The following is a 21,452-nucleotide window of genomic DNA, read 5'->3' as shown; positions in this document are numbered from 1 at the left end:
GCCCTGATGCCCGTCAACCTACAACCACCCCTCGATGCCTTCGACCTGGCGATCCTCAAGCACCTGCAGCATGACAACACCACGGCTCTGCGGGTGATTGGCGAGCAGGTCAGCCTGTCTACCGCTGCGGTGCAACGGCGGATCAAGCGCATGGAGCAGAGCGGGGCGATCACTGCCAATACGGCAGTGGTGAATCAGGAGGCGGTGGGCAAGCCCATCACCATCCTGGTGGAGGTGCATGCCGAACGAACCCACATCGAAGACCTCGACGTGCTCAAGGCGCAGATGTCGATCCCTCAAGTGCAGCAGTGCTATTACGTCACTGGCGACGCCGACTTCATGCTGGTGGTTGTGGTGGAAACCATGAAGGCCTACGAAACCCTGGCGCGACAGTTGTTCTATGAGAACCGCAACATCAAATGGTTTCGCAGCATCGTGGTGATGGACCGGGTGAAGGTGAGCCTGGACGTGCCGCTCGATTAACTGACAATACAAATCAAAATGTGGGAGCTATCGCAGCCTCGCCAAGGCTCGACAGCTCCCACGGGGTTTAGGGTGCTCATCAAGGATGAGCAATCCGCCCCGACACAAAATGCCCTACATCATTGAACCCTGGCGTCGAGGCATGCCCTGGCGTCACCAGCGAATCAATGAATGCCTCATCCTCGGCACTGATCTTCACCGCTAGCGCCTGGGTATAGGCATCCCACTGCGCCTCGGTGCGCGGCCCAACAATGGCCGAACTGACCGCCGTGTTGTTCAGCACCCAGGCAATCGCAAACTCGACAATCCCGACACCCCGGCCCTGGGTGTACTGCTGGATCTGCTGAGCAATGCGCAGGGACTCGACCCGCCATTCGGTTTCCAGGATGCGCTTGTCCTGGCGCCCGGCACGGCTGCCGACGTCGGGTGTGACATCCGGCGCGTACTTGCCGCTCAGTACGCCACGAGCCAATGGGCTGTAGGGAACAACGCCAAGGCCGTAGGCAGCAGCAGCGGTAATCTGTTCCACCTCGGCCTGGCGATTGACGATGTTGTACAGCGGCTGGCTGATGACAGGCTTGTCTACCCCCAGGCGCTCGGCCACGCGGATCACCTCGGCGATGCGCCAGCCTCGATAGTTGGACAGGCCCCAATAGCGGATCTTGCCCTCGCGGATCAAGTCGCCAATGGCTGACACCGTCACCTCCAGTGGGGTGTGGTGGTCTTCGCGATGCAGGTAGTAGATGTCCAGGTAATCAGTGTCGAGGCGGCTGAGGCTGGCATCCAGGGCATTGAACATTCGCTTGCGGCTCAAGCCGCTGCGGTTGGGCGGGCCGTCAGCCGGACCGAAGCCAACCTTGGACGCCACCACCCAATCCTGGCGATGACGGGCAATGGCTTCACCGACGATTTCTTCGGAACGCCCACCGGTATAGACGTCGGCGGTGTCGATGAAATTGATACCCTGATCCCAGGCCTTGTCGATGATGCGCAAGGAGTCCTCGGCGCTGGTCTGCTCGCCAAACATCATACTGCCCAGGGTCAGCGCGCTGACCTTGAGCCCGGACTGGCCCAGTGTGCGGTAAATCATGGTGAACTCCTCATAAGGGATGACGTGGGCTATGCAATACCAGAGAGCGAGGCTCTGGAACAAGCCCAGCGGCTGTGTTCACGTGAATCTTCATTTGCGAGCAAGCCCGCACCGAGCGCGTTACACCTTCAGCGTGCGCGTCATCCGCAACGCCAACACACTACCTGCCACGATCACCGCCGCCAGCAGATACAGCGCCATATCGGTAGACCCGGTGGCGTCCTTCACAAACCCGACCAAATACGGACTGAGGAAACCCGCCATCTGCCCCATGGAGTTGATCAACGCCAAACCACCGGCTGCGGCGCCGGCACTGAGCATGGCCGTCGGCACCGGCCAGAACATTGGCAAGCCGGTGAGGGCGCCCATGGTGGCGATGGTCAGGCCGAGGATGGCAATGGCCGGAGTCGTAGCGAAGTTCACCGCGATTATCAGGCCGATGGCACCCATCAGCATCGGTACTACAAGATGCCAGCGCCGCTCTTTGCGCAGGTCAGCGGAACGGCCCACCAGCAACATGAAGACGGCGGCCAGCAGGTAAGGGATTGCACTGAGCCAGCCAATCACCAGATTATCCGAGAACCCCATGTTCTTGATGATCGACGGCAGCCAGAAGTTGATGGCGTATACGCCGCTCTGAATGCAGAAGTAAATCAGGCCAAACGCCCAGATCGCTGGGTTCTTGAATACTTCCAGCAGGGAGTCACTGGTGGTTTTCGGTTTGTTGGCCAAGTCCGTCGCCTGGTCGGCTTCCAGCACTGAGCGCTCATGCGGGGTGAGCCACTTGGCGTTGGCAAAGCTGTCGCTGAGCAGGAAGTACGCCAGGGCGCCAAGGATGATCGTTGGAATGCCTTGCAGCAGGAACATCCACTGCCAGCCCGCAAGCCCGCCTTGGCCAACGGCGAAGTGGTTGAGGATCCAGCCGGAAAACGGGCCGCCCAGCAGGCCGGAGACCGGGATCGCCGACATGAACAGCGCCATGATCCGCCCACGGCGGAAGGTCGGGAACCACTGCGAGAGGTACAGCACCACGCCAGGGAAGAACCCGGCTTCGGCGGCACCGGTAAACAGGCGCAGGGTATAGAAGTGAGTGGGTGTCGTGACGAACAGCAGGCACGTCGACAGGGTGCCCCAGACGATCATCATCAGCGCAATCCAGCGCCGTGGACCAAACTTGGTCAACGCCAGGTTGCTCGGCACGCCGCACAGCACGTAACCGATAAAGAAGATCCCGGCGCCGAGGCCGTATACCGTCTCACTGAACTTCAAGGCGTCGAGCATCTGCAGCTTGGCAAAGCCGACGTTGACGCGGTCCAGATAATTGAATAGGTAGCAGATGAAAATGAAGGGAATCAAGCGCAGGGTGATGCGCTTGTAGACGGCGTTTTTGTCGTCATCGTTGGCCAGGGTAGCGGTGGCGCTCTGTGACATAGCGTTCTCTCTTTATTATGATTTTTTGCAATGCGGGGGTAACGTTGATCGCCCCCAGAGTGTCGGCCACCCCATCGTGGGTGTCTTTGTGCCCGCGCACAGCAATTAATCGTTTGCGCTGTGCCTTTGAACAACCGCTCAAAGAAACCGCTTTCCAAGGAATTTAGCCCCATGTTCGAACTGGATCATGACCTGGCGCAAGATATTGTCGATCGGACGATGGCCATTTTGCCCTATAACGTCAACGTCATGGACAGCCAGGGCCTGATCCTCGGCAGCGGTGAACCGGAGCGCATCAACACCCGCCATGAAGGCGCACAACTGGTGCTGGCCAACGGTCGGGTGGTGGAGATCGACGGGCAGACCGCCAAGCACCTCAAGGGCGTGCAGCCGGGGATCAACCTGCCGCTGCTGCATGATCAGCGCTTGATCGGCGTGCTGGGCATTACCGGCGAACCGGAGCTGTTGCGCACCTACGCCGAACTGGTGCGCATGACCGCTGAAATGCTGGTCAGCCAGCGCCACCAGCAGGCCGAGCAACAATGGCGGCGCCAGCGTTGTGATGATTTGCTCGCCCTGTTGCTGGCCGAGCGCGGCGACTCGCCGCGTCTGGTGGACGAAGCGCAGCAACTGGGTCTCAAGCCGCAACTGGCCCGCACGCCGTATTTGTTTGAGCTGGGCCCTGGGCAGACGGCCGACGCCTTGAGCGCCTGGCTGGCGTCGCGCTACCCGGACAGCTGGTGCGTCAGCTCAGCGCAGTTCTCTTTACTGTGGTGCCGGCCGGCGTCAGTGCTGGTGGACAACCCGCGCCTGCTGGAAAAACTTGAAGGCCTGGGCTGGAACATCCTGCGGGTTGCTGTGGGCGGACAGGCCGATGGGCTGTCTGGATTGCGCCGCTGTTATAGACGGGTGGGCGATCTACTCGCCTACGGGCGTGATGTGCTGCCTCAGTCGAGGCTGCTGACCCTCACGCGCTACCGCTTGCCAGTAATGCTCTGGCGCCATCGCAACGATGATGCCCTCGACGAGCTGCTCAACCCCCTGCGCAAGGTACTGGCCAAGGACAACAACGGCCAATTGCTGGCGACGCTGCGTAGTTGGTGCGAACACGATGGCCAGAGCCAGGCCTGCGCCGATGCCCTGGGCATTCACCGCAACAGCCTGCGCTACCGCATGGAGCGCATCGCCGAGCTGAGTGGCGTCGATCCGTTGACCCTGGATGGAATGCTGGCGTTGTACCTGGGCGTACAGTTGCTCCCCCAGCCTGTGTAGGAGCGGTTTTGTAGAAATGAACAACAAACCTCACCGGAACTTGTGCAAAGGACCGGCGTTATTGCCTGTGTCAACTGGCAGCATGGGCGTCATAAACACCGGAGAAAGCCCATGAAGATCATCATCGCCCCCGACTCGTTCAAGGACAGCCTGAGTGCCGAAGGCGTTGCCGAGGCCATTGCCCAAGGTCTGGCACAGGTCTGGCCTGACGCGCAGTTGATCAAATGCCCGATGGCGGATGGCGGTGAAGGCACAGTGGAGTCGGTGCTCGCGGCCTGCGAGGGTGAGTTGCGTAGCAATCGGGTGCAAGATCCGTTGGGTGGCACGGTAGAGGCACGTTGGGGCTGGTTGGCCGCAAGCCACACCGCAATTATCGAAATGGCCGAAGCCAGCGGCTTGCAACTGGTGGCGCCGGGCAAGCGCGATGCCTGTTCCAGTAGCACCTTTGGCACCGGCGAATTGATCCGTGCCGCTCTGGATGCCGGAGCCCAACGCATCATCCTGGCGATTGGCGGCAGCGCCACCAATGATGGTGGCGCTGGGGCGATGCAGGCGCTCGGTGTGCAACTGCGTGATGCCAGCGGCGAGCTTCTGGCCCGTGGCGGCCTGGCGCTGGCGAAGTTGGCGTATATCGACCTGGAGCAACTGGACCCGCGCCTGGCCCAGGTACGCTTTGAAATCGCCGCTGACGTCAACAATCCCCTGTGCGGTCCTCACGGCGCTTCGGCAATTTTTGGCCCGCAAAAAGGCGCCAACCCCCAGCAAGTCGAACAGTTGGACAAAGCCCTCGGCCACTTTGCCGATCACTGCGCCCAGGTCCTGCCCAAGGATGTACGCGACGAACCCGGCAGCGGCGCAGCAGGCGGCCTGGGCTTCGCCGCCAAGGCCTTCCTCGGCGCGCAGTTTCGTGCAGGCGTTGAAGTGGTCGCCGAACTGGTAGGCCTGGAAGCCGCCGTGCGCGGCGCCGACATGGTGATCACCGGAGAAGGCCGTTTCGACGCACAGACCCTGCGCGGTAAAACGCCGTTTGGTGTGGCCCGCATCGCCAAGCAGCACAACGTCCCGGTGATCGTCATCGCAGGTACCCTGGGCGATGGCTACGAGCAGATGTACGCCCACGGTGTGGATGCGGCGTTTGCCTTGCCGTCTGCGCCGATGACCCTGGAACAAGCCTGCAGCGACGCGCCGCGACTGTTGCGTGAGCGCGCGGCGGATATTGCGCGGGTGTGGCGCCTGGCGGCCCAGCGTTCCAACTGACGGCAGCGTTGGGCTCGCCTTCCTGTGAGCATGCCCTCTACACTGGTCGGCCATTTGTTTTTCAAAGGATGAAACACAATGCACGCCCCCGAACCCCAGATCGTCATTCAGCGCTTTACCGAAGCCCATCTTGAAGGCGTCGCCGCGCTCTACAACGACCCGGCCGTATGCCGTCAGGTGCTGCAAATGCCTTTCCAGTCCGTCGAGGCCTGGCGCAAACGCCTGGTGATGGATAACGAGCGGCGGCTACAGTTGGTGGCGCTGCATGCCGGTGAGGTGATCGGCCAACTCGGGATGGAACAGTACTTGCGCGTTCGCCAAAGCCATGTTGGCTCACTCGGCATGGGCGTTGCGGTGGCCTGGCAAGGCAAGGGCGTAGGCTCCAAACTACTGGGCGCAGCGCTGGAGGTGGCCGACAACTGGATGAACCTGCACCGGGTGGAACTAACGGTGTACGGCGACAACGAAGCCGCCCAGCGCCTGTATCACACGTTCGGCTTCGAGACCGAAGGCCGGTTGCGCGATTACGCCCTGCGTGACGGCGTTTTTGTCGATGCCCTGACCATGGCGCGGCTGCGCAAGTCAGCCTAGTCCTCCAAGGCAAACGCCACCGCAGCCTGCGCATGCAGCTCGGTGGTGTCCAGCAGCGGCAGGTCGCAATGCTCGGGCTTGATCAGCAGGCCGATTTCCGTGCAACCGAGGATGATGGCCTGGGCGCCGCGAGCTGCCAGGGATTTGATCACCTGTTGATAGACCTGGCGTGACGCCTCGCTGATCACCCCGACACACAACTCCTCATAGATGATCCGGTGCACTGCCTGGCGTTCTTGCGCGTCTGGCACTAGCACGGTCAAGCCTTGGGCCGCCAGGCGTGCCTTGAGAAAGTCCTGTTCCATGGTAAACGCGGTGCCCAGCAGGCCGACGGTCAGGGTGTTTTCTTGCACCGCCGCGGCACCAGCGGCGTCGGCAATATGCAGAAACGGTATCGACACCGCCGCCTCAATTCGTGGCGCCACCCGATGCATGGTGTTGGTACACAGCACGATGCACTCGGCGCCACCGGCCTGCAGACGGCGGGCCGCATCTTCCAGGATCAGTGCCGCGTCATCCCAGCGCCCGGCGTGCTGGGCCTGTTCCACAGGGCCGAAGTCGACGCTGTACATCAACAGTTGCGCCGAGCGCAGCGGGCCGAGTTGATCGCGCACGCGCTGGTTGATGATCCGGTAATACTCGGCGCTGGACTCCCAGCTCATGCCGCCGATTAGGCCAATGGTACGCATGCAAAGCTCCTGAAACAGGTGGGCGAGTTACCCACCTTACCCAATGGCCACGCTTTAGTCATACGCCCGCTGCCGGCATCTGCCATGATTCAGGCTCGCAACATGGGTCACCCAAGGAACACCGCAATGGACGATGTACAGCAACTGGGCGAGATGCTTCGTCATTACGCCGATAGCGAAGCGCACAAGCAGCAGCAATTTGAGGTGCAATCGGCCCATTGGACGCAAAAGATCGGCGAGTTGTTCGACCAGATCCAGCAGTGGCTGGAGCCAGTGAAAACCGTCGGTTTGCTGGAAGTGCAGCGTGAAGCGTATGTGGCGTTCAGCCCGGCTGTTCTCGCTGAAGTATCGACCTTCAAGACCGAGAAGCTGACCATCCACATCGCCGGCAAACCGGTGGAGTTCGTGCCGGATGTGATGGGCGCCGGCGGCCTGATTTCCCTATCAGTGATGGGCTTGACCGCCGCCCGCTACGGCAGTATTTCCCTGGTGCTGCTGCCGGGTAAAAACGACTGGCTGTGGAAGAAAACCAACGGCCTGAAAGACCCGGACACCTTCGCCTTCGATGCCAACTTCCTGGCCTTGCAGTTGCAGAGCCTGATCCCCCGCGAGCGCGGTTGATCGTGCAGGAGCGAGCAAGAACTAGGCGTCCCCTCGCTCCTACAAAAATCTAAAGCTCGACATTGCCCCAGCCTGGTTTCGCCTCTTGCGGCGCCACCGCCTTGACCTGCTACCGGTCGCCAGCTCCACGCGCCGTGCCACCTATGGGTCATTGGCAAACGGAATCAGGCTGGCCTCATCCAGCGCCTCCCGCGACTGGCCACGCAGGCAGTATTCAACGGCGCCGTAGAGGCACACCACCGCCAGCAGATTCAGCGCTATGTCCCACATGCCCAATGCCTCCTTCAGGCGATCTGCGCATTAAGTTGCGCGACCTTCAAGTCCGCCACCCGCACCACAAATCCCGGATGGCTGGCCTGCAAGGCTTCGACAAACGAATAGGTGAGGGTGCCGTCGTCGTTGATCGCCCGCCACATCAGGCCCTGAGTAATGCCGTTGACCCACATCGAGGCGATGTACAACACCGTGCCGATGGTCGCTAGCCAGAAGTGCAGGTTGATCAACGGGATGCTGTGCATCTGCGCGCGGCCGTAAATTTTCGGGATCATGTGGGACAGCGAGCCGAAGGTGATCATCGCGACCCAACTTGGCGCCAGCAGGATCAGCGACATCGCCATGCCCAACGACTGCACCCAGTCCGGCAGCGCCGTGTAGTGCAAGTGATGGGGCCCGGCCCAGATGTACAGGGTGATCAACGCCCAGAAATGCACGATGGACAGGCGATAGGAATACACCGGCCGACCGACCTGTTTCGGTACGAAGTAATACATCATCCCCAGAAAACCCGTGGTGAGGAAAAAGCCCACGGCGTTATGCCCATACCACCACTGCACCATGGCATCGGTGGCGCCGCAATACACCGGGTAGGACTTGAACCAGTCCACCGGAATCGACAGGTGGTTGACCACGTGCAACATGGCAATCACCACGATAAACGCGCCGAAGAACCAGTTGCCGACATAGATGTGTTTGGTCTTGCGCTGCACCACGGTGGTGAAAAATACAATGGCGTAAGCCACCCACACCACGGTCATCCACACCGCGCCGGAGAACTCGATCTCCGCGTATTCCTTGGTGGTGGTGTAGCCCAGGGGCAGGGTGATGAACATGATCACGATCACCGACTGCCAACCCCAGAAGGTAAAGGCTGCCAAGGTGTCGCAATACAGCCGTACCTGGCAGGTCCGCTGCACCGCGTAATAGCTGGCGGCGAATTGCGCGCTGCCGGCAAAGCCGAAAATCACCAGGCTGGTGTGCAAGGGCCGCAAGCGGCCAAAGGTGGTCCAGGGCAAGTCCAGGTTCATCTCTGGCCACACCAGTTGCGAGGCGATCCACACCCCCATGGCCATGCCGATGACACCCCATACCACGGTTGCGATAACGAATTGGCGGACGACTTTGTCGCGCCAAACCGATCCCGGCCAGGCAGTTCGCCCAGGCCCAGCGCGCAGCTGACCAGGTGATGTCGGGCTCGGTACCAGATCCAACTGGCGGGGCCACGCACTACTACGCGACCACCATGCCAAAGCCGCCGACCTGGGCGAAAGGTGCCAAGCAGACGCTGAAACTCGGGCACCACGTATTTTTCAAGGATGTGCCATGAGTTCCGCGGCGTGGCGGCTTGCAGGTATTGGCCTGGCGGTGCTCCTGTTGTTGGCCGTTGGTGCGGCCGGCGGTGCGCGGCTTGCCGCCGGTCACTACCGCCCACTGCTCGATACCGCGAACAGTGATCTGTCCACGGCCAAAAACGGCCGCGACAACTTGGAAGTGCTGGCCGGTGAGCAGGGCAAGAAACTGGGCGAGCTAGTGCAGGCGGGGGAGTTGCGGGAGCGAAGCGGCGGCGATCCAGTCCAAGCGGCAGAGTCGATCATTGATCAGGCGTTGGGGCTATGAGGTGGCTGGTGATGGGGGCGATGCTGGTGCTGGCTGAATGCGCGACCTGGGAGTCGGAGGTCCGCGCTGTGCGGGTCGAGGTGCCGGTGCTGGTGCTGTGCAAAACGCAGGAGGTGGCGGTGCCGCCCTGGGCCGCCGCTGGCTTGAAGATGTCCGACAGCCTAGAAGTGAAGGTCCGGGCTTTGCTGGCAGAGCGTCGGCAGCGGATCGGGTATGAGCGGCAGTTGGTCGCGCCGCAATGGTGCTTGCCGACGTGCTCAAGCGCGCTGATGAAAGAGCGGGAGAGATGGCGGTTGCGTATGACAGAGCCCGAATAGCCGGGCTGACTTGCGAGAGGAGTTATGAAAGCCTCAGGTTTAGAGGCTAATGAAAAAGCCCGCACATGGCGGGCCGAAGTCGAGCATCTAGGGGGAGTGGTAGCTCGATTGGTGGAGTGTAGACCAAGTAAAGTCTGGCGCCATTCGGCGAGTAGATCGATCCCCGCGGATGCTCAACGAATTGTCGCCATCACCGATAGCGGCAACCAAGTCAGGCGTATGTGAGGGCTATTGCCATTAAATAATAATTTTAGGAATGGTCTCATATATCTGCCCATCTTTGAGTGATAAAAAGTCCACAACAGGGCGGTTTTTGGATTTTTGATCATGGACTTACGGTGGCTTGCATTAACAGCTGTGTTAGCAATTTTCTGGGCCATATTCTTAGACTTACTCGTCAAGAAGCTATGGTCGGCAGGTTGATCGCTCTGCGACCTGAAGGCGTACGTCAGGAGTATTGCGCGCTGACCGACTGTCGAAATCCCCTACAGAGAAATTGACCGCAAGCGCCCTACAAAGTTAACTGTATGTTCGTACAGTTCTTGTGAAGGGCCGCGTCATGAGCTTTACCATTTTAGGTCCTATATCCGAGGGCGGCACGAAGCTGCCTTTCTGCTCTTTTCGGGTGCCTGCGGGCTTTCCATCGCCGGCTCTTGTTTTATAATGGGGAACATATGTCGACTATGAAAGCTCAAGGCTTGAGTGGTGGTTGTATGCAGCGCTCATATGTTTAGATGTGTAAATTTAAGTCAATAAATGTCTAGTCAACATATTTCGGTAGGTTTGCTCTGATCAGAAACTTGTCTATTGTTCAAACCTAAAACCGGCTTGCAGGACGCGACTTGGCTGATGATTTTCTAACGGTTGAGCTTGGTACAAAACTAGAGATTGGAAATTGCATGCTAATTGACCACCACATTTGCATTCGATTTGACCACCTTCAGCTGATTAGTTTTGATCTATAAGAAAACGTCATGGCAACACAATCCGCCCAGTTGTCGCCTAAGCTCTGCTACCAATACATACGCATTGAAGGGATTGCGCATAGGGGCTCATCATCAAATGGCCTGCTAGCCTTTACGCCTCTATAACGATGGCACATTACGGAAATTGGCAATGGCGATAGACCAAACGAAGAGGTTGATCAGCACTCGCAGCGAGGAAAACGCCAACCAGTTGCTGAGGGCAGGATGGACGCTGTTGTTGGTGGCTGATCGTAAAGAAGGAAAGCACCAGTGGCTGGTCTATCAGCTAGCGTGGCAGCGCGAAAGTGACCCCGTTGAGATCACCTTCACTGGTGTAGAGCCGGGGCCAGACCCGTTTTAAACTCACGGAGCGTCGTTGCTATCTGCGGCATTAATCTCTCGATTTATCGTTTAAAAAAATTATTTGCACGGCAGTTGACCACTACACCCCCCACTGCACCGGTATCTGCTCAGACGTTTCCGTCGTCCAGCACTTCAAGTGCTCAAGTCGAATGCAGCCTTGTTGATGCTGATAGTGCCTGCCGCTTGGCTGACTGTCACCTTGGTGATGGGGGGCAGGCGCTATTGGTGCTGGCGCGATAGGGGCGTGCAGATCATGAGGTGCTAGTCCTGTATGAGGACTGGAAACTGCAATGCCAGGCCGCCGGCATCATCCGGAAGCGGTTCAAGGAAGTGCGTGATGCTTTGGTCAATCGAGGATCGGCCAAGAGTATCCGATCGAAGTGCGGCCACACAGTGCTGGTGGCAGCTGTCAGTGCCAAACGAATGCTGATGCGCTACAACAATACATAGAACTCTGGGGTCCTCACAGGAAGCGAGCGAATGTGAATGAAATACAAACTCTGCGTCGTCAGGTTGGTTCGGTTCGCATCCGCTTCGCTCATCATAGTAGCCCCGGTGCAGTCGCAGAGGATCTCGAACCCAGGTCCTACGCCAATACGCCGGTCGGTATCAATTTCCTGCTCATGGGCTACAGCGATCTCAACGGCAGCGTGACGGCCCACCCCTCAATCCCGCTCCAAGATGCCAAGCTCAATATAAAGACTGTCGTGCTTGCTTTTGCCAAATCTCTGGACGTCTGGGGCCGCTCCGGGAAGTTCGATATCGTGGTGCCTGAGGCAAGATTGACGGGCTCTGCTCGCCGGTGAACCCAAGGATCGTAATGTTACAGGGTTGATCGATCCAAGATTCCGCTTCTCGGTCAACTTATATGGCGCCCCGGCGATGTCCCTGACGGAGTTCCCCAGCTATCAACAGGATGTGATAATCGGCGCCAGCCTGGCGATCACGGCGCCGCTCGGCCAATACGACGCTAGCAGGCTGGTAAATCTCGGCAACAATCGCTGGTCATTCAAGCCTGAACTTGGGTGTTTGCGCCGATGCCGAATTGACCCACGTGCCGAGATTTTACTGAGCCCCTCTGAATTCTTGCGAACCAATGCCAGTGCTGCATTTCGTTAGATTGGACTTGGGTCAGTCTTTAGTCGGCGCGTGGATCAATTCGGCATCGGCGCCAACACCATCTTGCTCTGGAACAGCGCCATGGGCATGGCGCGCAGTCTTTGGCAGAGACGCAGACGAACCTGGCCGTAAGCGAACGGGAGCGTGCCCTGCTGACGGAACATTTAACCCGAGCTAAAACCCAACTGACCGAGTTGACCACAGACAAGCAGCTCCTCCTGCAAGATAACGCGGTGCTCTCCAGTCAACTTTCGGAGTCAAAGGCCAAGTGAGAGATATGCCTAGATAAGGGGGGTCATTCGATTCGTCAATAACCTACTGTTATTTATTAATTTCTTATTTTTTACGGTCAAAAATAATTGGTGATGAGCTCCTCAGGAAGCCCGCCGTTGAACTCTTTCAAGATCGCTATTTGTCAACAGCCCTCGTCGGCTATGCATTAAACCGGACTCGGTATCGACGCCAATGTGCGCTTTCATCCCGAAGAAATACATATTCTCCTTCTTCATCTGATGCCTTTCCGGATCGCGCTTGCCGTCCTTGTTCTTGGTCGAGCTCGGGCTCGGGCATGACTGATCGTCGCATCGACCACGGTGCCTTGGCGCCGTATCAAGCCACGATCGTCCAGATAACCGTTGATGATCTGCAAAATCCTGCCCGCCAGTTCATGTTTTTCTAGCAGGCGGCGGAAGTTCAGGATCGTGGTTTCATCGGGAATTCGATCCAGATGTAGGCCGGAAAACTGGCGCAGGATCGTGGTCTCATACAGTGCCTCTTCCATCGCCGGATCGCTGGAGCCGAACCAGTTCGGCATCAGATGAACCCGCAGCATCGCCATCAACGGATACGCTGGATGACCGACTTCGCCCTTCGGATAATGCGGTTCGATCAAGGCAATCAAGCCCTTCTAGGTCACGACCTGATCCATTTCAATCAGGAAGCGCTCGCGGCGGGTCTGCTTACGTTTGCCGGCGTACTAGGCATCAGCGAAGGACATCTGTTTCATGGGGTAAAACCGTCATGTTCGTTATTTCACCAGAGCTGGAAGTCTTTTTCAGAGTTCTCTTAAGTATGCCATTAACGGAGCAAAGACCTTGCCTGACAGACATGTAATGTTAACGGCAGCTTTCTGACAGGTATCATTAGCTACTATCTAGTCACCAGTGAATTAGAGCTCGTAGAATCATGAAAACATTGAATGCAGTCATCGCTATTTCGATATTGGTAGTTTCATCCTTTGCCATGGCTGAAGGCGGAGGAGATCGTGTTTATGGTCGGATGATGCAAGAAAATCAACAGGCGATGGAGCAATACGCTCTCAAAAATAGTAAAGCCATACCTGAGATTGTTCATTATGAATATGGTATGAACCTGGATGTTCAGAAGGTAGTTAGTGTCACCCAAGCCAACAAATCCTGTGACGTTGCGCCTTCGCGCATGACCTATGAGGACTCTGCTGGCAAACTCAATACCTTGGAGTACATAGTTATGGGTACCAAATGCCAGCACGGAGGCTAGTCCAAAGGAGCCATGTCTGCGTCATATTATTTGGTTTGATTGTTTAATCGCGCTTACGGCTAGCTGACATAAAAGTAATTTTCAGGCCGCACTTGAGTTATCTTTTGTATGGAGTCATGTCTGCCGGCGCGTAGAAGAAACTCTCACGTGCCGGAGGGTTTTTATAACGATAAAATATTTCATAAAGAAACTCTGCCAAGCTATAGCCTGGAGTGTTACATGAATAATAAAAACTTTTATGGTCTTCCCCTCATTGCCCTTGGCATGAGTATGGGGCAGTTTGCAGTGGCCGTTGAGCAAAAACCAGAGGGGTTCATTGAAGGGAGCAACTTTAACATTCTCAACCGCAATCTCTACTTCAATCGCGACTTTCGCAACGGTCAGTCCAGTCGAACTATCTTTGCATATTGTGTTGAAAGTAGAGCTTTTCGTCGCCATACCGAGATGCCACGATCTTGGAATTTAGAACCAGCTGGCCTAAAAGTTTAGCCTGCTCGACCGTCTCGCCTTTATCCAAGGCGTAAACGTCGTACAGCACCTCTCCGACAGGGAAGTCAGTCAGCTTTATCCGAAAGTCATCCTGCATTGTCACCCCGTTGAAGCGAGCAACAGCTGCCGGCCGTGGCTTAAAAATAAGTTGATAAGGCGCCCTTGGCGCAGCCACTTTAGAGCCATCGATGTTAATGCCGGCCAGGTGCTCAACGGTCAAGTGACCAGGATCTGAATCTCTAGCCCCAAAACGTATGGCTGCCCATTCAAAGAAACCGGCTAGTAAGCGCGTCGCAAAAGAGGTTGCGGGTGGAATGATGTTGCTGAAAGTCTTTTCGAAGAAGTTGTATCCCTCTTGGCCGTCGATGGAGTTCATAACCTGTAGATTGACCGACGGGTGATTATCGTCAATGAAAAACTTCAAAGCTAAGGCCGGCACAGAGTGCGTATCCGTCGGCTTAGTCGCCACCGAAAGACGGCCGATCACGCAGTCGGCGCCACTTTGGAAGATGCCGGTATAGCGACTCGCCACTCCACGGTTTGCCACAAACCGGAAGCGCGCCTCTGCACCAAATGCATGCACCAATTTGCGCCGCCCTTGCTCCAGCTCATCGCCTTGCGCAGTCAGCGACTTAACCGTAAAACTCGGCATTGCCAAGGTTAAGGTATCGCCGATGCCTGGCGCAGTCAGCGCTGGGAGTTCAGAGCCGTAGAGGGAAGGCACAATCTTGTTTTTCCAGATGAAGTCCTCCTTTTGACACGCCGATTGAGGTCGCGCTACGGCATCCCCAGTGATTGATAATGGCTGAACGCTGGGGGGTTGGCAGCCCGTCGTCGTGAATGCAAAAAAGGCGGATAAGAGCGTACTTGCTTTGATCAACGGCATCGTCTGACTCCGAGTATTCCCTACCGATGTATGCACAATAACCACGATCTCCGTATAGCGCGGCAGATTGGGGTCTTCGGTTCTGCTTCATCGAGCAGCGCCGGTACCTCGGCCCCTCGATATAGCCGTATACGGTGCCATCGCGCCGCCAGCCACCTGACGCTTGATCTCGAGAAAGTCTGCTCCGGCACGGTAAGCGCTCGTAGCCGACCCGCGGCGAAGGCTGTGGCTGTGCTCATCTCCCGTAGCCTTGCCTCTCAGGCTCGTGTCGCCTGGGTGGTATTAACGCTATCCCCATGCAGCGCAGCATTACCGACTAAATCCCTACTGCTAATGAGCAGAAATAAAGGTCGCTGCTCAGTCCGAGCTGCCTCTCACCAGCACGTAATGTCGTGGGCTGCTATCAGTGTATGGCCGAAGCAGACCGTTCTTCGAGATTAACTTATCAGCGATAGTTGTCCTTGAGGGCGTTGTGTATCGCGGTCGCCGCAGTCGCCGCATGGGCGACTCCAACACTCATCTGATTGAGCGCGTTGACTACATCGCCCGCCGCGTACAACCCTAGGACTGACGTGCGCTGGTCGGTGTCCACCACCAACTCGCCATCGCTCTCAAAAGTTACGCCGAGGCTTTTGGCCAATTCGGTCCGTGCGTTGGAGCCAAGCATCGGGTATAGGGTGTCGAAACTGAGTTCGTCGCCGTTAGCCAAGCGTAGCGCCACACGATGCCCTTTGATCTTGCGGATTTGCTCGATCGGTTCCTCGATGAGACGGACGCCTGCCTGTGCAATTTTGAGACGTTCGTCGTTGTCTAGTTCTCTGCCGCCCGGTTGCACAATAAGTGTGAGCTGGCGGGTGTAGGTACGGAGAAATAGCGCATGCTTGAAACCTTCCTCGGCGGAGGCGAGAAGAGCAATGTCCTGGTCGATGACATCGTATCCGTCGCAAATCGGGCACCAACGCACATAGCCACCGAGAGTGGCCTCACGTAGATTGGGTATCTCAGGAGGCTTATCAATAACGCCGGTGGCAAGAATCACAGTTGACGCAACAACGCGGTCATCGTCGATGTCGGCGATGAAGTCGTCTCCTCGCTTTGATAGTGCTTTCACGGTGGCTCGTCGGACATAAACATTGTAGCGCTCTGCCTGATTGCGCAGCCGAGCCAACAACTCGGCGCCCGAAACACCTTGAGGAAAACCGGGATAGTTGTGCGTGATCGGGATCAGCTCCGCACGGCTCTGGCCGGCATCAACCAGGAGAACCTGTCGGCGATAGCGCGCCAAATAGATAGCCGCCGTCAGCCCGGCAGGGCCTGCACCGACGATAAGGCAATCCACCACATGATATTGAGCCTGCTTGCTTGTCATCCGGCTTTCCTTCTATTGCCGACGCTGCCGGAGCCAGAGTCATTTGGCAGTGAATTGAGGCGCCCAGTTCTAACTCCAAAAACTACTGTTTCAGGCGGTCAGACCACCGGCCAACTTGGTATCTATCATTCATTTACCGAGCTGAAACGCTGTCTAAGTCACTGCGTAGCGTTGTCCGAAACTGATAATTAACGGTGTTGGCCTCGGCAGACGCAAGCATCTCGCCGTCTCGCGCCACGACCACGAACGGGTCGCCGGACGACTGTAAAACCGTCGTTTCCGGCAACCGATTAGTCATTTTTGACCGCGTACGATCACTTTGGCGTAAGCGCAGCCTCGGTCCCTCTAAAGTTGGCCATTTTCGAGACGCCCAGCCAGCGTACTTGCGCGGCGCCCCGATCAGACCGTATCTGGCGGTACCAAAGCGCGGAGCGGTCATATCCAACACATTGCACGGGGTATAATCGCTCCGCCGACCACGCGGCTCATCCGCGCCACGAGCAGGACAATACCGGCCATCATGCAGTTATCGAAATTAGCTCGAACAGAACGCTTTGGCCCATGTTCTGGTCTCGCAATGTCTCTACTGCTCTCAAACGATTTTGCTTCTCAACGCGCAGTGACAGAGGAAGAAGATCATCTCGGACTCAAATAGTGCCTTTGCTTGCAGGTCTTTGGCCTATCTCGAATGGTTTTGGAAATCCATGGACCAAGCGCAGCATAGTTTTCGTCCAGTACCAGTTCACCGTGATATGCGCCGGCAGCGAATTACCGTCCAAACCGGCGCGGTTATTTCCTTCAAAGATACGGCGCACAGATCGACTTCGGCATCACCATAGTCATGGCTTTTTATTCGCTTTAATCCACTGATCGAATACGGCGATTTCCTTCTTCTGTGCGGCAATTATGTCCTTGGCCATACGGAGCATCTCTGGATTTTTTCCGTTCTGGAGTTCGGCTTGCGCCATCTCGACTGCCATTTGGTGGTGCATGCGCATGTTGGCCGCGAAGTCATAATCCACGTCACCAGTCATGGACATGCCGCCCATTTGTTTCATCATCTTCGAATGATCCTTCTGCTCGGAAGGCATCTGCATCGCTTCGCTTTTCGTGGGTTCTGCGGCATTAGTCCACGTCGGCGCTGCTGCCATTACCGCGACAGCCATCGCTACCACCCTCATCGACAAAGTGAACCGGCTAGAGCTGTTGTGCTTGATATGCTGTGACATTGTGAATCTCCTATTAGCGCCGAAGGGTTGGCACATGCATGCCATGGCCCCCGAACACGGAAATTGCTATTTCTGTACTGCATGGGGCTTGACTAACTCTGTTCGCCAGCCATTTTTCGGCAGATCTCTGCGCATTCACGGCAGGCCCTGACGCAATCTTCCATACCACCGACCTGTTCGCAGCTCTTCACGCAAGCATCACAGATCTCGGCGCAAACCCCACAAACGTGGTGGTGAAAGGTGGAACCACTCAACAAGAAATTGGCCGACGTCTGACAGATCTCGGCGCAGTTGATCATTAGGCGAAAATGTTCGGCCTCAAGGTGTTTACCCCCCGCCTCAAGGCAATGGGTCATCGCTGTATTCAGACAGGTTTTGTGGCAGTCGCTACACGCCTCAACGCAAGGCCGCAGGTATTGGTGAGTGTTTCTGTGAGAGGTAACCGGGGTGTCGCTCATAGCTATGTTCTCCATTGCATCCAAGGAAAGACAACACTAGCAGTGGTGCTGAGACCAGCGGCATTCGATAATTTCTATTAAAAACAACTGATCATTTCAGACTGATCGCGGATGAGTGATACTGCAGACAAGCACCAAGCGTAACGCGAGCAAGATGCTGTTAAATAGCATTCAAGTAAGTGCATACCCAAGGGCCAAGGGCTCATATTTCACCCTAGACCACGCTCGGCGGACAGTCGACTGAAATTAAAATTACATTTCTGTCAGCTCTTGGTTGGTTAACACTTCGTTGCGAATTGAGTTTAGTACCGAACGTCACCTAATAACGGTCGAAACACAAATTATAGGCGCGCTGTTAAGCATGCCATTAATTGAGTAAAGACCTTGCCTGACAGATATGTAATGTTAACGGCAGCTTTCTGACAGGTATCATTAGCTACTCTCTAACCATCAGTGAATTAGAGTTAGGAGAGGGTCATGAAATCATTGAAGGCAGTCATCGCTATTGCGGTATTGGCAGTTTCGTCCTTTGCCATAGCTGAGGGTGGAGGGGATCGCGTCTTTGGTCGGATGATGCAAGAAAATCAGCAGGCGATGGAGCAATATGCCATCAAAAATGGTAAGGCCATACCTGAGGTTGTTCATTACCAGTATGGTTTGAACCTTGATATCGCAAAAGTTATCAGTATGACCCCAACCACAGGATCTAGATACTGTGGGTTGGCCCCTTCGCGTATGACCTACGAAGACTCGAGTGGCAAGTTGAATACCCTCGAGTACCAAGTGCTGGTCAGTAATTGCCCTCATGGTGGCTGATCGCTTACGGTCCAAGTGCATTAGAGAAACTAAGGTTTATTTATGGAGCACCAAGTGGATAATTACATTCCGCTGACAAAAAAGTAATTTTTAGGTCATGCTAGCGTTATTTTAGATGTGAAACTATGCTGCTGCACGCAGGGTGTTCACCTGCATGCTTATAATCATAAATATTTCACATTAAAACTCTGCCAAGCAAAAGCCTGGGGTATTACATGAATAATAATAATAACTTTTATGGTCTTTCCCTCATTGCCCTTGGCATGAGTCTGGGGCAGGTTGCAGTGGCCGTTGAGCAAAAGCCAGAGGGGTTCATTGAGGGGAGCAGTTTTAACATTCTCAACCGAAATCTCTACTTCAATCGCGACTTTCGCAACGGTCAGTCCAGTCGAACGGGGAACGGTTACTCCGAAGAGTGGGCTCACGGAATTATCGGACGTTTTGAGTCAGGCTTCACACAGGGCACTGTGGGCTTCGGCATTGATGCATTCGCAATGCAGGGGATCAAGCTTGACTCGGGTGATGGCCGTTCTGGAGCCGGTGGCACAGTAGACATCATGCCCTACAACAGCAAGGGTCAGCCTGAGGATACCTATTCAAAAGTCGGTGGAGCAGCCAAGCTTCGCTTGCTAGATACGGTCGTCAAGGTTGGGGACGTATTTCCTTCCACGCCTGTTGTGGCGTATGGGGACTCACGACTGCTGCCTGAGAGCTTTCGTGGCGCCACGTTTGCCAACACCAGCATTGAAGGCCTGACCTTGCAGGGTGGTCGCCTGCATGCGATGAGCCAACCGAATTCAAGCAGCATGCGCGATGGTTTCGCTACGTTCTATGCAGGATCTGTAGACGCGCCTTGGATCGCCTACTTGGGTGGCGATTACACCGTTAACGAACATATCGGTGTGAGTCTCTATACCAGCCGCTTCAAAGATGTGTGGAACCAGTATTACGCTGGCACCACGTTAAGCTACCCACTTTCCGAGACTGTCGCGCTGATTGGTGGCCTGAACTACTACCGAGCAGTCGACGAGGGAAAAAAACTGCTGGGCAGCTTCGATAACAACATCTGGAGCGGTAAGACCGGTATCCAGTTTGGTGCCCACACGCTGACCGTTGGCTACCAGCGCAGCAATGGGGATGACGATTTTGATTACCTGCGCCAATCTGATTCTATTTTCCTGGATAACTCTATCCAATACAGCGACTTCAACTCCCCGAAAGAGCAATCCTTGCAGCTACGCTATGACTTGAATATGCAGTCCTTTGGCATTCCTGGCCTGAGCTTCATGACTCGTTACGCGAAGGGCTGGGATGCTGACTACTCGAATGCGAACAGCGTCTATATGCGCCGAGGAGCTGATGGCGCTCCACTGCAGGACCAGAAGCGTTGGGAGCGAGACATCGAGGCTAAGTACATCATTCAAGCCGGCTCCCTGAAAGACATGTCCTTCCGTGTGCGCCAAGCGACGACTCGGGCTACCGCCTTCGAATCAGATTTGGATGAGATTCGTCTGATTGTGGAGTACCCGCTGCAAATTCTCTAAATCGAGCATTAGCTACCTAGCTCACCAGGTACAACCCGTCTCTTTGTTACTCCTTTGGTTGGGAGGCGGCTTAGGCGCCCTTGTGGCGCCTTTTTTTATGGTGCGCCAGGCATGGCGCGTTGCGCGCAAGCGCAACCAGTTTGGCTGTGGTGGCCACACTGGTGACTTGGAGGTGAAAGTCCTCTACACACCCGGCAAGGGGAAGTGTTAGCCAGAGGCAAGGGTGTCGCGGGTGACCGCGAATCTGAAGGAAGCCCGAGGCAAAATGCTGGCCTGACGAACAGGAAGCGGATTAGGCGGCACAGCGGGGTAAGGTAGCCATAATTGCCCAAGCCCAATACTTGCACGGAGCGCTGTGACGTAAATCCGACAGGCATAAGCAGGAAGGTCGCGCGAATTACCCTGGGAGATCTGTTTAGCCTGCCATGTGCTACCGGCATCGCGAGATGACGGGATGGGCGACAGAAGTCAACAGAGGCCGTAGTAGCTGCTCGAAACCGGAGCAATGAAGGGCTGAACCTGCCATGAGTGGATAGTCGGGTGTGATCTCTGCAGAGCGTAAAGCAGAAACTCCGCGTAGCGGGGGTCGAGACCATCAGGAGGTAGGAGCCGGAAGCTCCGAGGGCCGGTCTGGGCGCTTAGATACCGCAGGCGACACATCAACGGAACCAAACTCGCTGACGCTGTTTGTCAGTAGGCAGGAAGCGTTGTGCACCAGCCGATCCAAAATGGCATCGGCCAAGGTCGGATCGACGATAAGCTCATGCCATTTGTCCACCGGCATAGAGCGGTCATCCAGCAACTCCAGCATGTCGCGCCGTTGCTCGGCGGTAAGCGGCACAAGCCCCCAGTCGAGGATCAGCAGATCGGTCTTGGCGTAGCTGTCCATCAGTTTCGCGAAGAGGTCTTCCAGCAGGTGTGGCAGGCGCAGGTAGCGCACTCTGTAGCCGTTGTACCCACGCCCTTGGAGTCGCCATGATCAGGTTCAGCCCAACGCACTGCCACCAGCGTCGATCTCTATCAGCCGTGTTTTGACGCAGTTCCGATAGAGT

General features: G+C 56.3%; 21 protein-coding genes and 7 pseudogenes. 17 read left to right on the top strand and 11 right to left on the bottom strand.

Annotation, left to right across the window (positions count from 1 at the left end; genetic code table 11):
* Positions 1 to 6 precede the first annotated feature (6 nt).
* Positions 7 to 483 carry an Lrp/AsnC family transcriptional regulator gene (locus tag FQ182_RS24075; RefSeq protein WP_149414646.1) on the top strand — a complete coding sequence of 159 codons (477 nt, stop codon included), beginning with the start codon at positions 7 to 9 and terminating at the stop codon, positions 481 to 483.
* A 79-nt stretch (positions 484 to 562) separates the two neighbouring features.
* On the opposite strand, the gene FQ182_RS24070 is transcribed toward FQ182_RS24075, so the two are convergent.
* On the bottom strand, positions 563 to 1,573 hold the full coding sequence (locus tag FQ182_RS24070) for an aldo/keto reductase (protein ID WP_149414645.1): 1,011 nt from the start codon (positions 1,571 to 1,573) through the stop codon (positions 563 to 565).
* A 120-nt stretch (positions 1,574 to 1,693) separates the two neighbouring features.
* Positions 1,694 to 3,004 carry an MFS transporter gene (locus FQ182_RS24065; protein ID WP_149414644.1) on the bottom strand — a complete coding sequence of 437 codons (1,311 nt, stop codon included), beginning with the start codon at positions 3,002 to 3,004 and terminating at the stop codon, positions 1,694 to 1,696.
* A 171-nt stretch (positions 3,005 to 3,175) separates the two neighbouring features.
* On the opposite strand from FQ182_RS24065, the gene FQ182_RS24060 reads away from it, so the two are divergent.
* The 3 genes from FQ182_RS24060 to FQ182_RS24050 all read left to right on the top strand — a co-directional run bounded on the left by FQ182_RS24060 (position 3,176) and on the right by FQ182_RS24050 (position 6,124).
* A complete protein-coding gene (locus FQ182_RS24060; RefSeq protein ID WP_149414643.1) occupies positions 3,176 to 4,276 on the top strand; it encodes a sugar diacid recognition domain-containing protein in 1,101 nt (366 codons plus the stop codon).
* Positions 4,277 to 4,387: 111 nt separating this feature from the next.
* Positions 4,388 to 5,533: a glycerate kinase gene (locus FQ182_RS24055; RefSeq protein WP_149494043.1), complete on the top strand. Its 1,146-nt coding sequence runs from the start codon at positions 4,388 to 4,390 to the stop codon at positions 5,531 to 5,533.
* Positions 5,534 to 5,611: 78 nt separating this feature from the next.
* A complete protein-coding gene (locus FQ182_RS24050) occupies positions 5,612 to 6,124 on the top strand; it encodes a GNAT family N-acetyltransferase (protein ID WP_149414641.1) in 513 nt (170 codons plus the stop codon).
* Here the strand turns inward: FQ182_RS24050 and FQ182_RS24045 are convergent.
* Complete coding sequence (locus FQ182_RS24045) at positions 6,121 to 6,813, bottom strand: aspartate/glutamate racemase family protein (protein WP_149414640.1); 693 nt, start codon at positions 6,811 to 6,813, stop codon at positions 6,121 to 6,123. The genes FQ182_RS24050 and FQ182_RS24045 overlap by 4 nt on opposite strands.
* A gap of 126 nt (positions 6,814 to 6,939) precedes the next feature.
* Between FQ182_RS24045 and FQ182_RS24040 the strand changes: the two genes are divergently transcribed.
* Positions 6,940 to 7,434 carry a hypothetical protein gene (locus tag FQ182_RS24040; RefSeq protein ID WP_149414639.1) on the top strand — a complete coding sequence of 165 codons (495 nt, stop codon included), beginning with the start codon at positions 6,940 to 6,942 and terminating at the stop codon, positions 7,432 to 7,434.
* A 49-nt stretch (positions 7,435 to 7,483) separates the two neighbouring features.
* Here the strand turns inward: FQ182_RS24040 and FQ182_RS24035 are convergent.
* Together FQ182_RS24035 and FQ182_RS24030 are read right to left on the bottom strand one after the other, a co-directional pair.
* Positions 7,484 to 7,704 (bottom strand): annotated as a pseudogene (locus FQ182_RS24035) (cbb3-type cytochrome c oxidase subunit 3).
* Between the two features lie 14 nt (positions 7,705 to 7,718).
* Positions 7,719 to 8,885: a cbb3-type cytochrome c oxidase subunit I gene (locus FQ182_RS24030; protein ID WP_149414660.1), complete on the bottom strand. Its 1,167-nt coding sequence runs from the start codon at positions 8,883 to 8,885 to the stop codon at positions 7,719 to 7,721.
* Here FQ182_RS24030 and FQ182_RS24025 point away from each other — a divergent pair.
* The 8 genes and pseudogenes from FQ182_RS24025 to FQ182_RS30495 all read left to right on the top strand — a co-directional run.
* Positions 8,831 to 9,037, top strand: a pseudogene (locus FQ182_RS24025) (cell wall hydrolase); the annotation flags it as partial. The gene FQ182_RS24030 and the pseudogene FQ182_RS24025 sit on opposite strands and share 55 nt — an antisense overlap.
* A complete protein-coding gene (locus FQ182_RS24020) occupies positions 9,034 to 9,327 on the top strand; it encodes a hypothetical protein (RefSeq protein ID WP_149414638.1) in 294 nt (97 codons plus the stop codon). The pseudogene FQ182_RS24025 and the gene FQ182_RS24020, both read left to right, overlap by 4 nt.
* Complete coding sequence (locus tag FQ182_RS24015; RefSeq protein WP_256666355.1) at positions 9,324 to 9,644, top strand: hypothetical protein; 321 nt, start codon at positions 9,324 to 9,326, stop codon at positions 9,642 to 9,644. Before FQ182_RS24020 ends, FQ182_RS24015 begins: the two co-directional genes overlap by 4 nt.
* Positions 9,611 to 9,694 (top strand): annotated as a pseudogene (locus FQ182_RS30510) (DUF2514 family protein); the annotation flags it as partial. The gene FQ182_RS24015 and the pseudogene FQ182_RS30510, both read left to right, overlap by 34 nt.
* Before the next feature lie 509 nt (positions 9,695 to 10,203).
* A pseudogene (locus tag FQ182_RS30505) lies at positions 10,204 to 10,296 on the top strand (peptidase S24); the annotation flags it as partial.
* A gap of 464 nt (positions 10,297 to 10,760) precedes the next feature.
* Positions 10,761 to 10,970 (top strand): hypothetical protein, encoded by a 210-nt coding sequence (locus FQ182_RS24000; RefSeq protein ID WP_069553013.1) that lies wholly within the window; start codon positions 10,761 to 10,763, stop codon positions 10,968 to 10,970.
* Between the two features lie 484 nt (positions 10,971 to 11,454).
* The gene (locus FQ182_RS30500; protein WP_226926062.1) at positions 11,455 to 11,778 is read left to right on the top strand and encodes a hypothetical protein; all 324 of its coding nucleotides are present in this window, start codon (positions 11,455 to 11,457) and stop codon (positions 11,776 to 11,778) included.
* 25 nt (positions 11,779 to 11,803) lie between these two features.
* Entirely contained in the window at positions 11,804 to 12,091 is a 288-nt protein-coding gene (locus FQ182_RS30495) for a transporter (protein WP_226926060.1), read from the top strand.
* Between the two features lie 35 nt (positions 12,092 to 12,126).
* Here the strand turns inward: FQ182_RS30495 and FQ182_RS30490 are convergent, their stop codons facing one another.
* Together FQ182_RS30490 and FQ182_RS23990 are read right to left on the bottom strand one after the other, a co-directional pair.
* On the bottom strand, positions 12,127 to 12,255 hold the full coding sequence (locus FQ182_RS30490) for a hypothetical protein (protein WP_256666354.1): 129 nt from the start codon (positions 12,253 to 12,255) through the stop codon (positions 12,127 to 12,129).
* 222 nt (positions 12,256 to 12,477) lie between these two features.
* Positions 12,478 to 13,028, bottom strand: a pseudogene (locus tag FQ182_RS23990) (IS5 family transposase); the annotation flags it as partial.
* A gap of 248 nt (positions 13,029 to 13,276) precedes the next feature.
* Here FQ182_RS23990 and FQ182_RS23985 point away from each other — a divergent pair.
* Positions 13,277 to 13,609 (top strand): DUF2790 domain-containing protein, encoded by a 333-nt coding sequence (locus FQ182_RS23985; protein WP_092230483.1) that lies wholly within the window; start codon positions 13,277 to 13,279, stop codon positions 13,607 to 13,609.
* Between the two features lie 264 nt (positions 13,610 to 13,873).
* Positions 13,874 to 14,005: pseudogene (locus FQ182_RS23980) on the top strand (OprD family outer membrane porin); the annotation flags it as partial.
* Here FQ182_RS23980 and FQ182_RS23975 read toward each other — a convergent pair.
* The 3 genes from FQ182_RS23975 to FQ182_RS23960 all read right to left on the bottom strand — a co-directional run bounded on the left by FQ182_RS23975 (position 14,004) and on the right by FQ182_RS23960 (position 17,582).
* Positions 14,004 to 14,984 (bottom strand): hypothetical protein, encoded by a 981-nt coding sequence (locus tag FQ182_RS23975; RefSeq protein WP_146427313.1) that lies wholly within the window; start codon positions 14,982 to 14,984, stop codon positions 14,004 to 14,006. The pseudogene FQ182_RS23980 and the gene FQ182_RS23975 sit on opposite strands and share 2 nt — an antisense overlap.
* 445 nt (positions 14,985 to 15,429) lie before the next feature.
* The gene (locus FQ182_RS23965; protein WP_092230476.1) at positions 15,430 to 16,353 is read right to left on the bottom strand and encodes an NAD(P)/FAD-dependent oxidoreductase; all 924 of its coding nucleotides are present in this window, start codon (positions 16,351 to 16,353) and stop codon (positions 15,430 to 15,432) included.
* A gap of 839 nt (positions 16,354 to 17,192) precedes the next feature.
* A complete protein-coding gene (locus FQ182_RS23960) occupies positions 17,193 to 17,582 on the bottom strand; it encodes a DUF305 domain-containing protein (RefSeq protein ID WP_226926058.1) in 390 nt (129 codons plus the stop codon).
* A 935-nt stretch (positions 17,583 to 18,517) separates the two neighbouring features.
* Between FQ182_RS23960 and FQ182_RS23950 the strand changes: the two genes are divergently transcribed.
* Both FQ182_RS23950 and FQ182_RS23945 read left to right on the top strand, forming a co-directional pair.
* On the top strand, positions 18,518 to 18,856 hold the full coding sequence (locus FQ182_RS23950; RefSeq protein WP_034114901.1) for a DUF2790 domain-containing protein: 339 nt from the start codon (positions 18,518 to 18,520) through the stop codon (positions 18,854 to 18,856).
* Positions 18,857 to 19,071: 215 nt separating this feature from the next.
* Positions 19,072 to 20,400 (top strand): OprD family porin, encoded by a 1,329-nt coding sequence (locus FQ182_RS23945; protein ID WP_034114902.1) that lies wholly within the window; start codon positions 19,072 to 19,074, stop codon positions 20,398 to 20,400.
* Between the two features lie 595 nt (positions 20,401 to 20,995).
* On the opposite strand, the pseudogene FQ182_RS23940 reads toward FQ182_RS23945, so the two are convergent.
* A pseudogene (locus FQ182_RS23940) lies at positions 20,996 to 21,349 on the bottom strand (ATP-binding protein); the annotation flags it as partial.
* Positions 21,350 to 21,452: the final 103 nt, after the last annotated feature.

The sequence above is a fragment of the Pseudomonas sp. ANT_H4 genome (assembly GCF_008369295.1).
Taxonomy (GTDB): domain Bacteria; phylum Pseudomonadota; class Gammaproteobacteria; order Pseudomonadales; family Pseudomonadaceae; genus Aquipseudomonas.
This window is presented reverse-complemented; position numbering and strand designations above follow the sequence as displayed.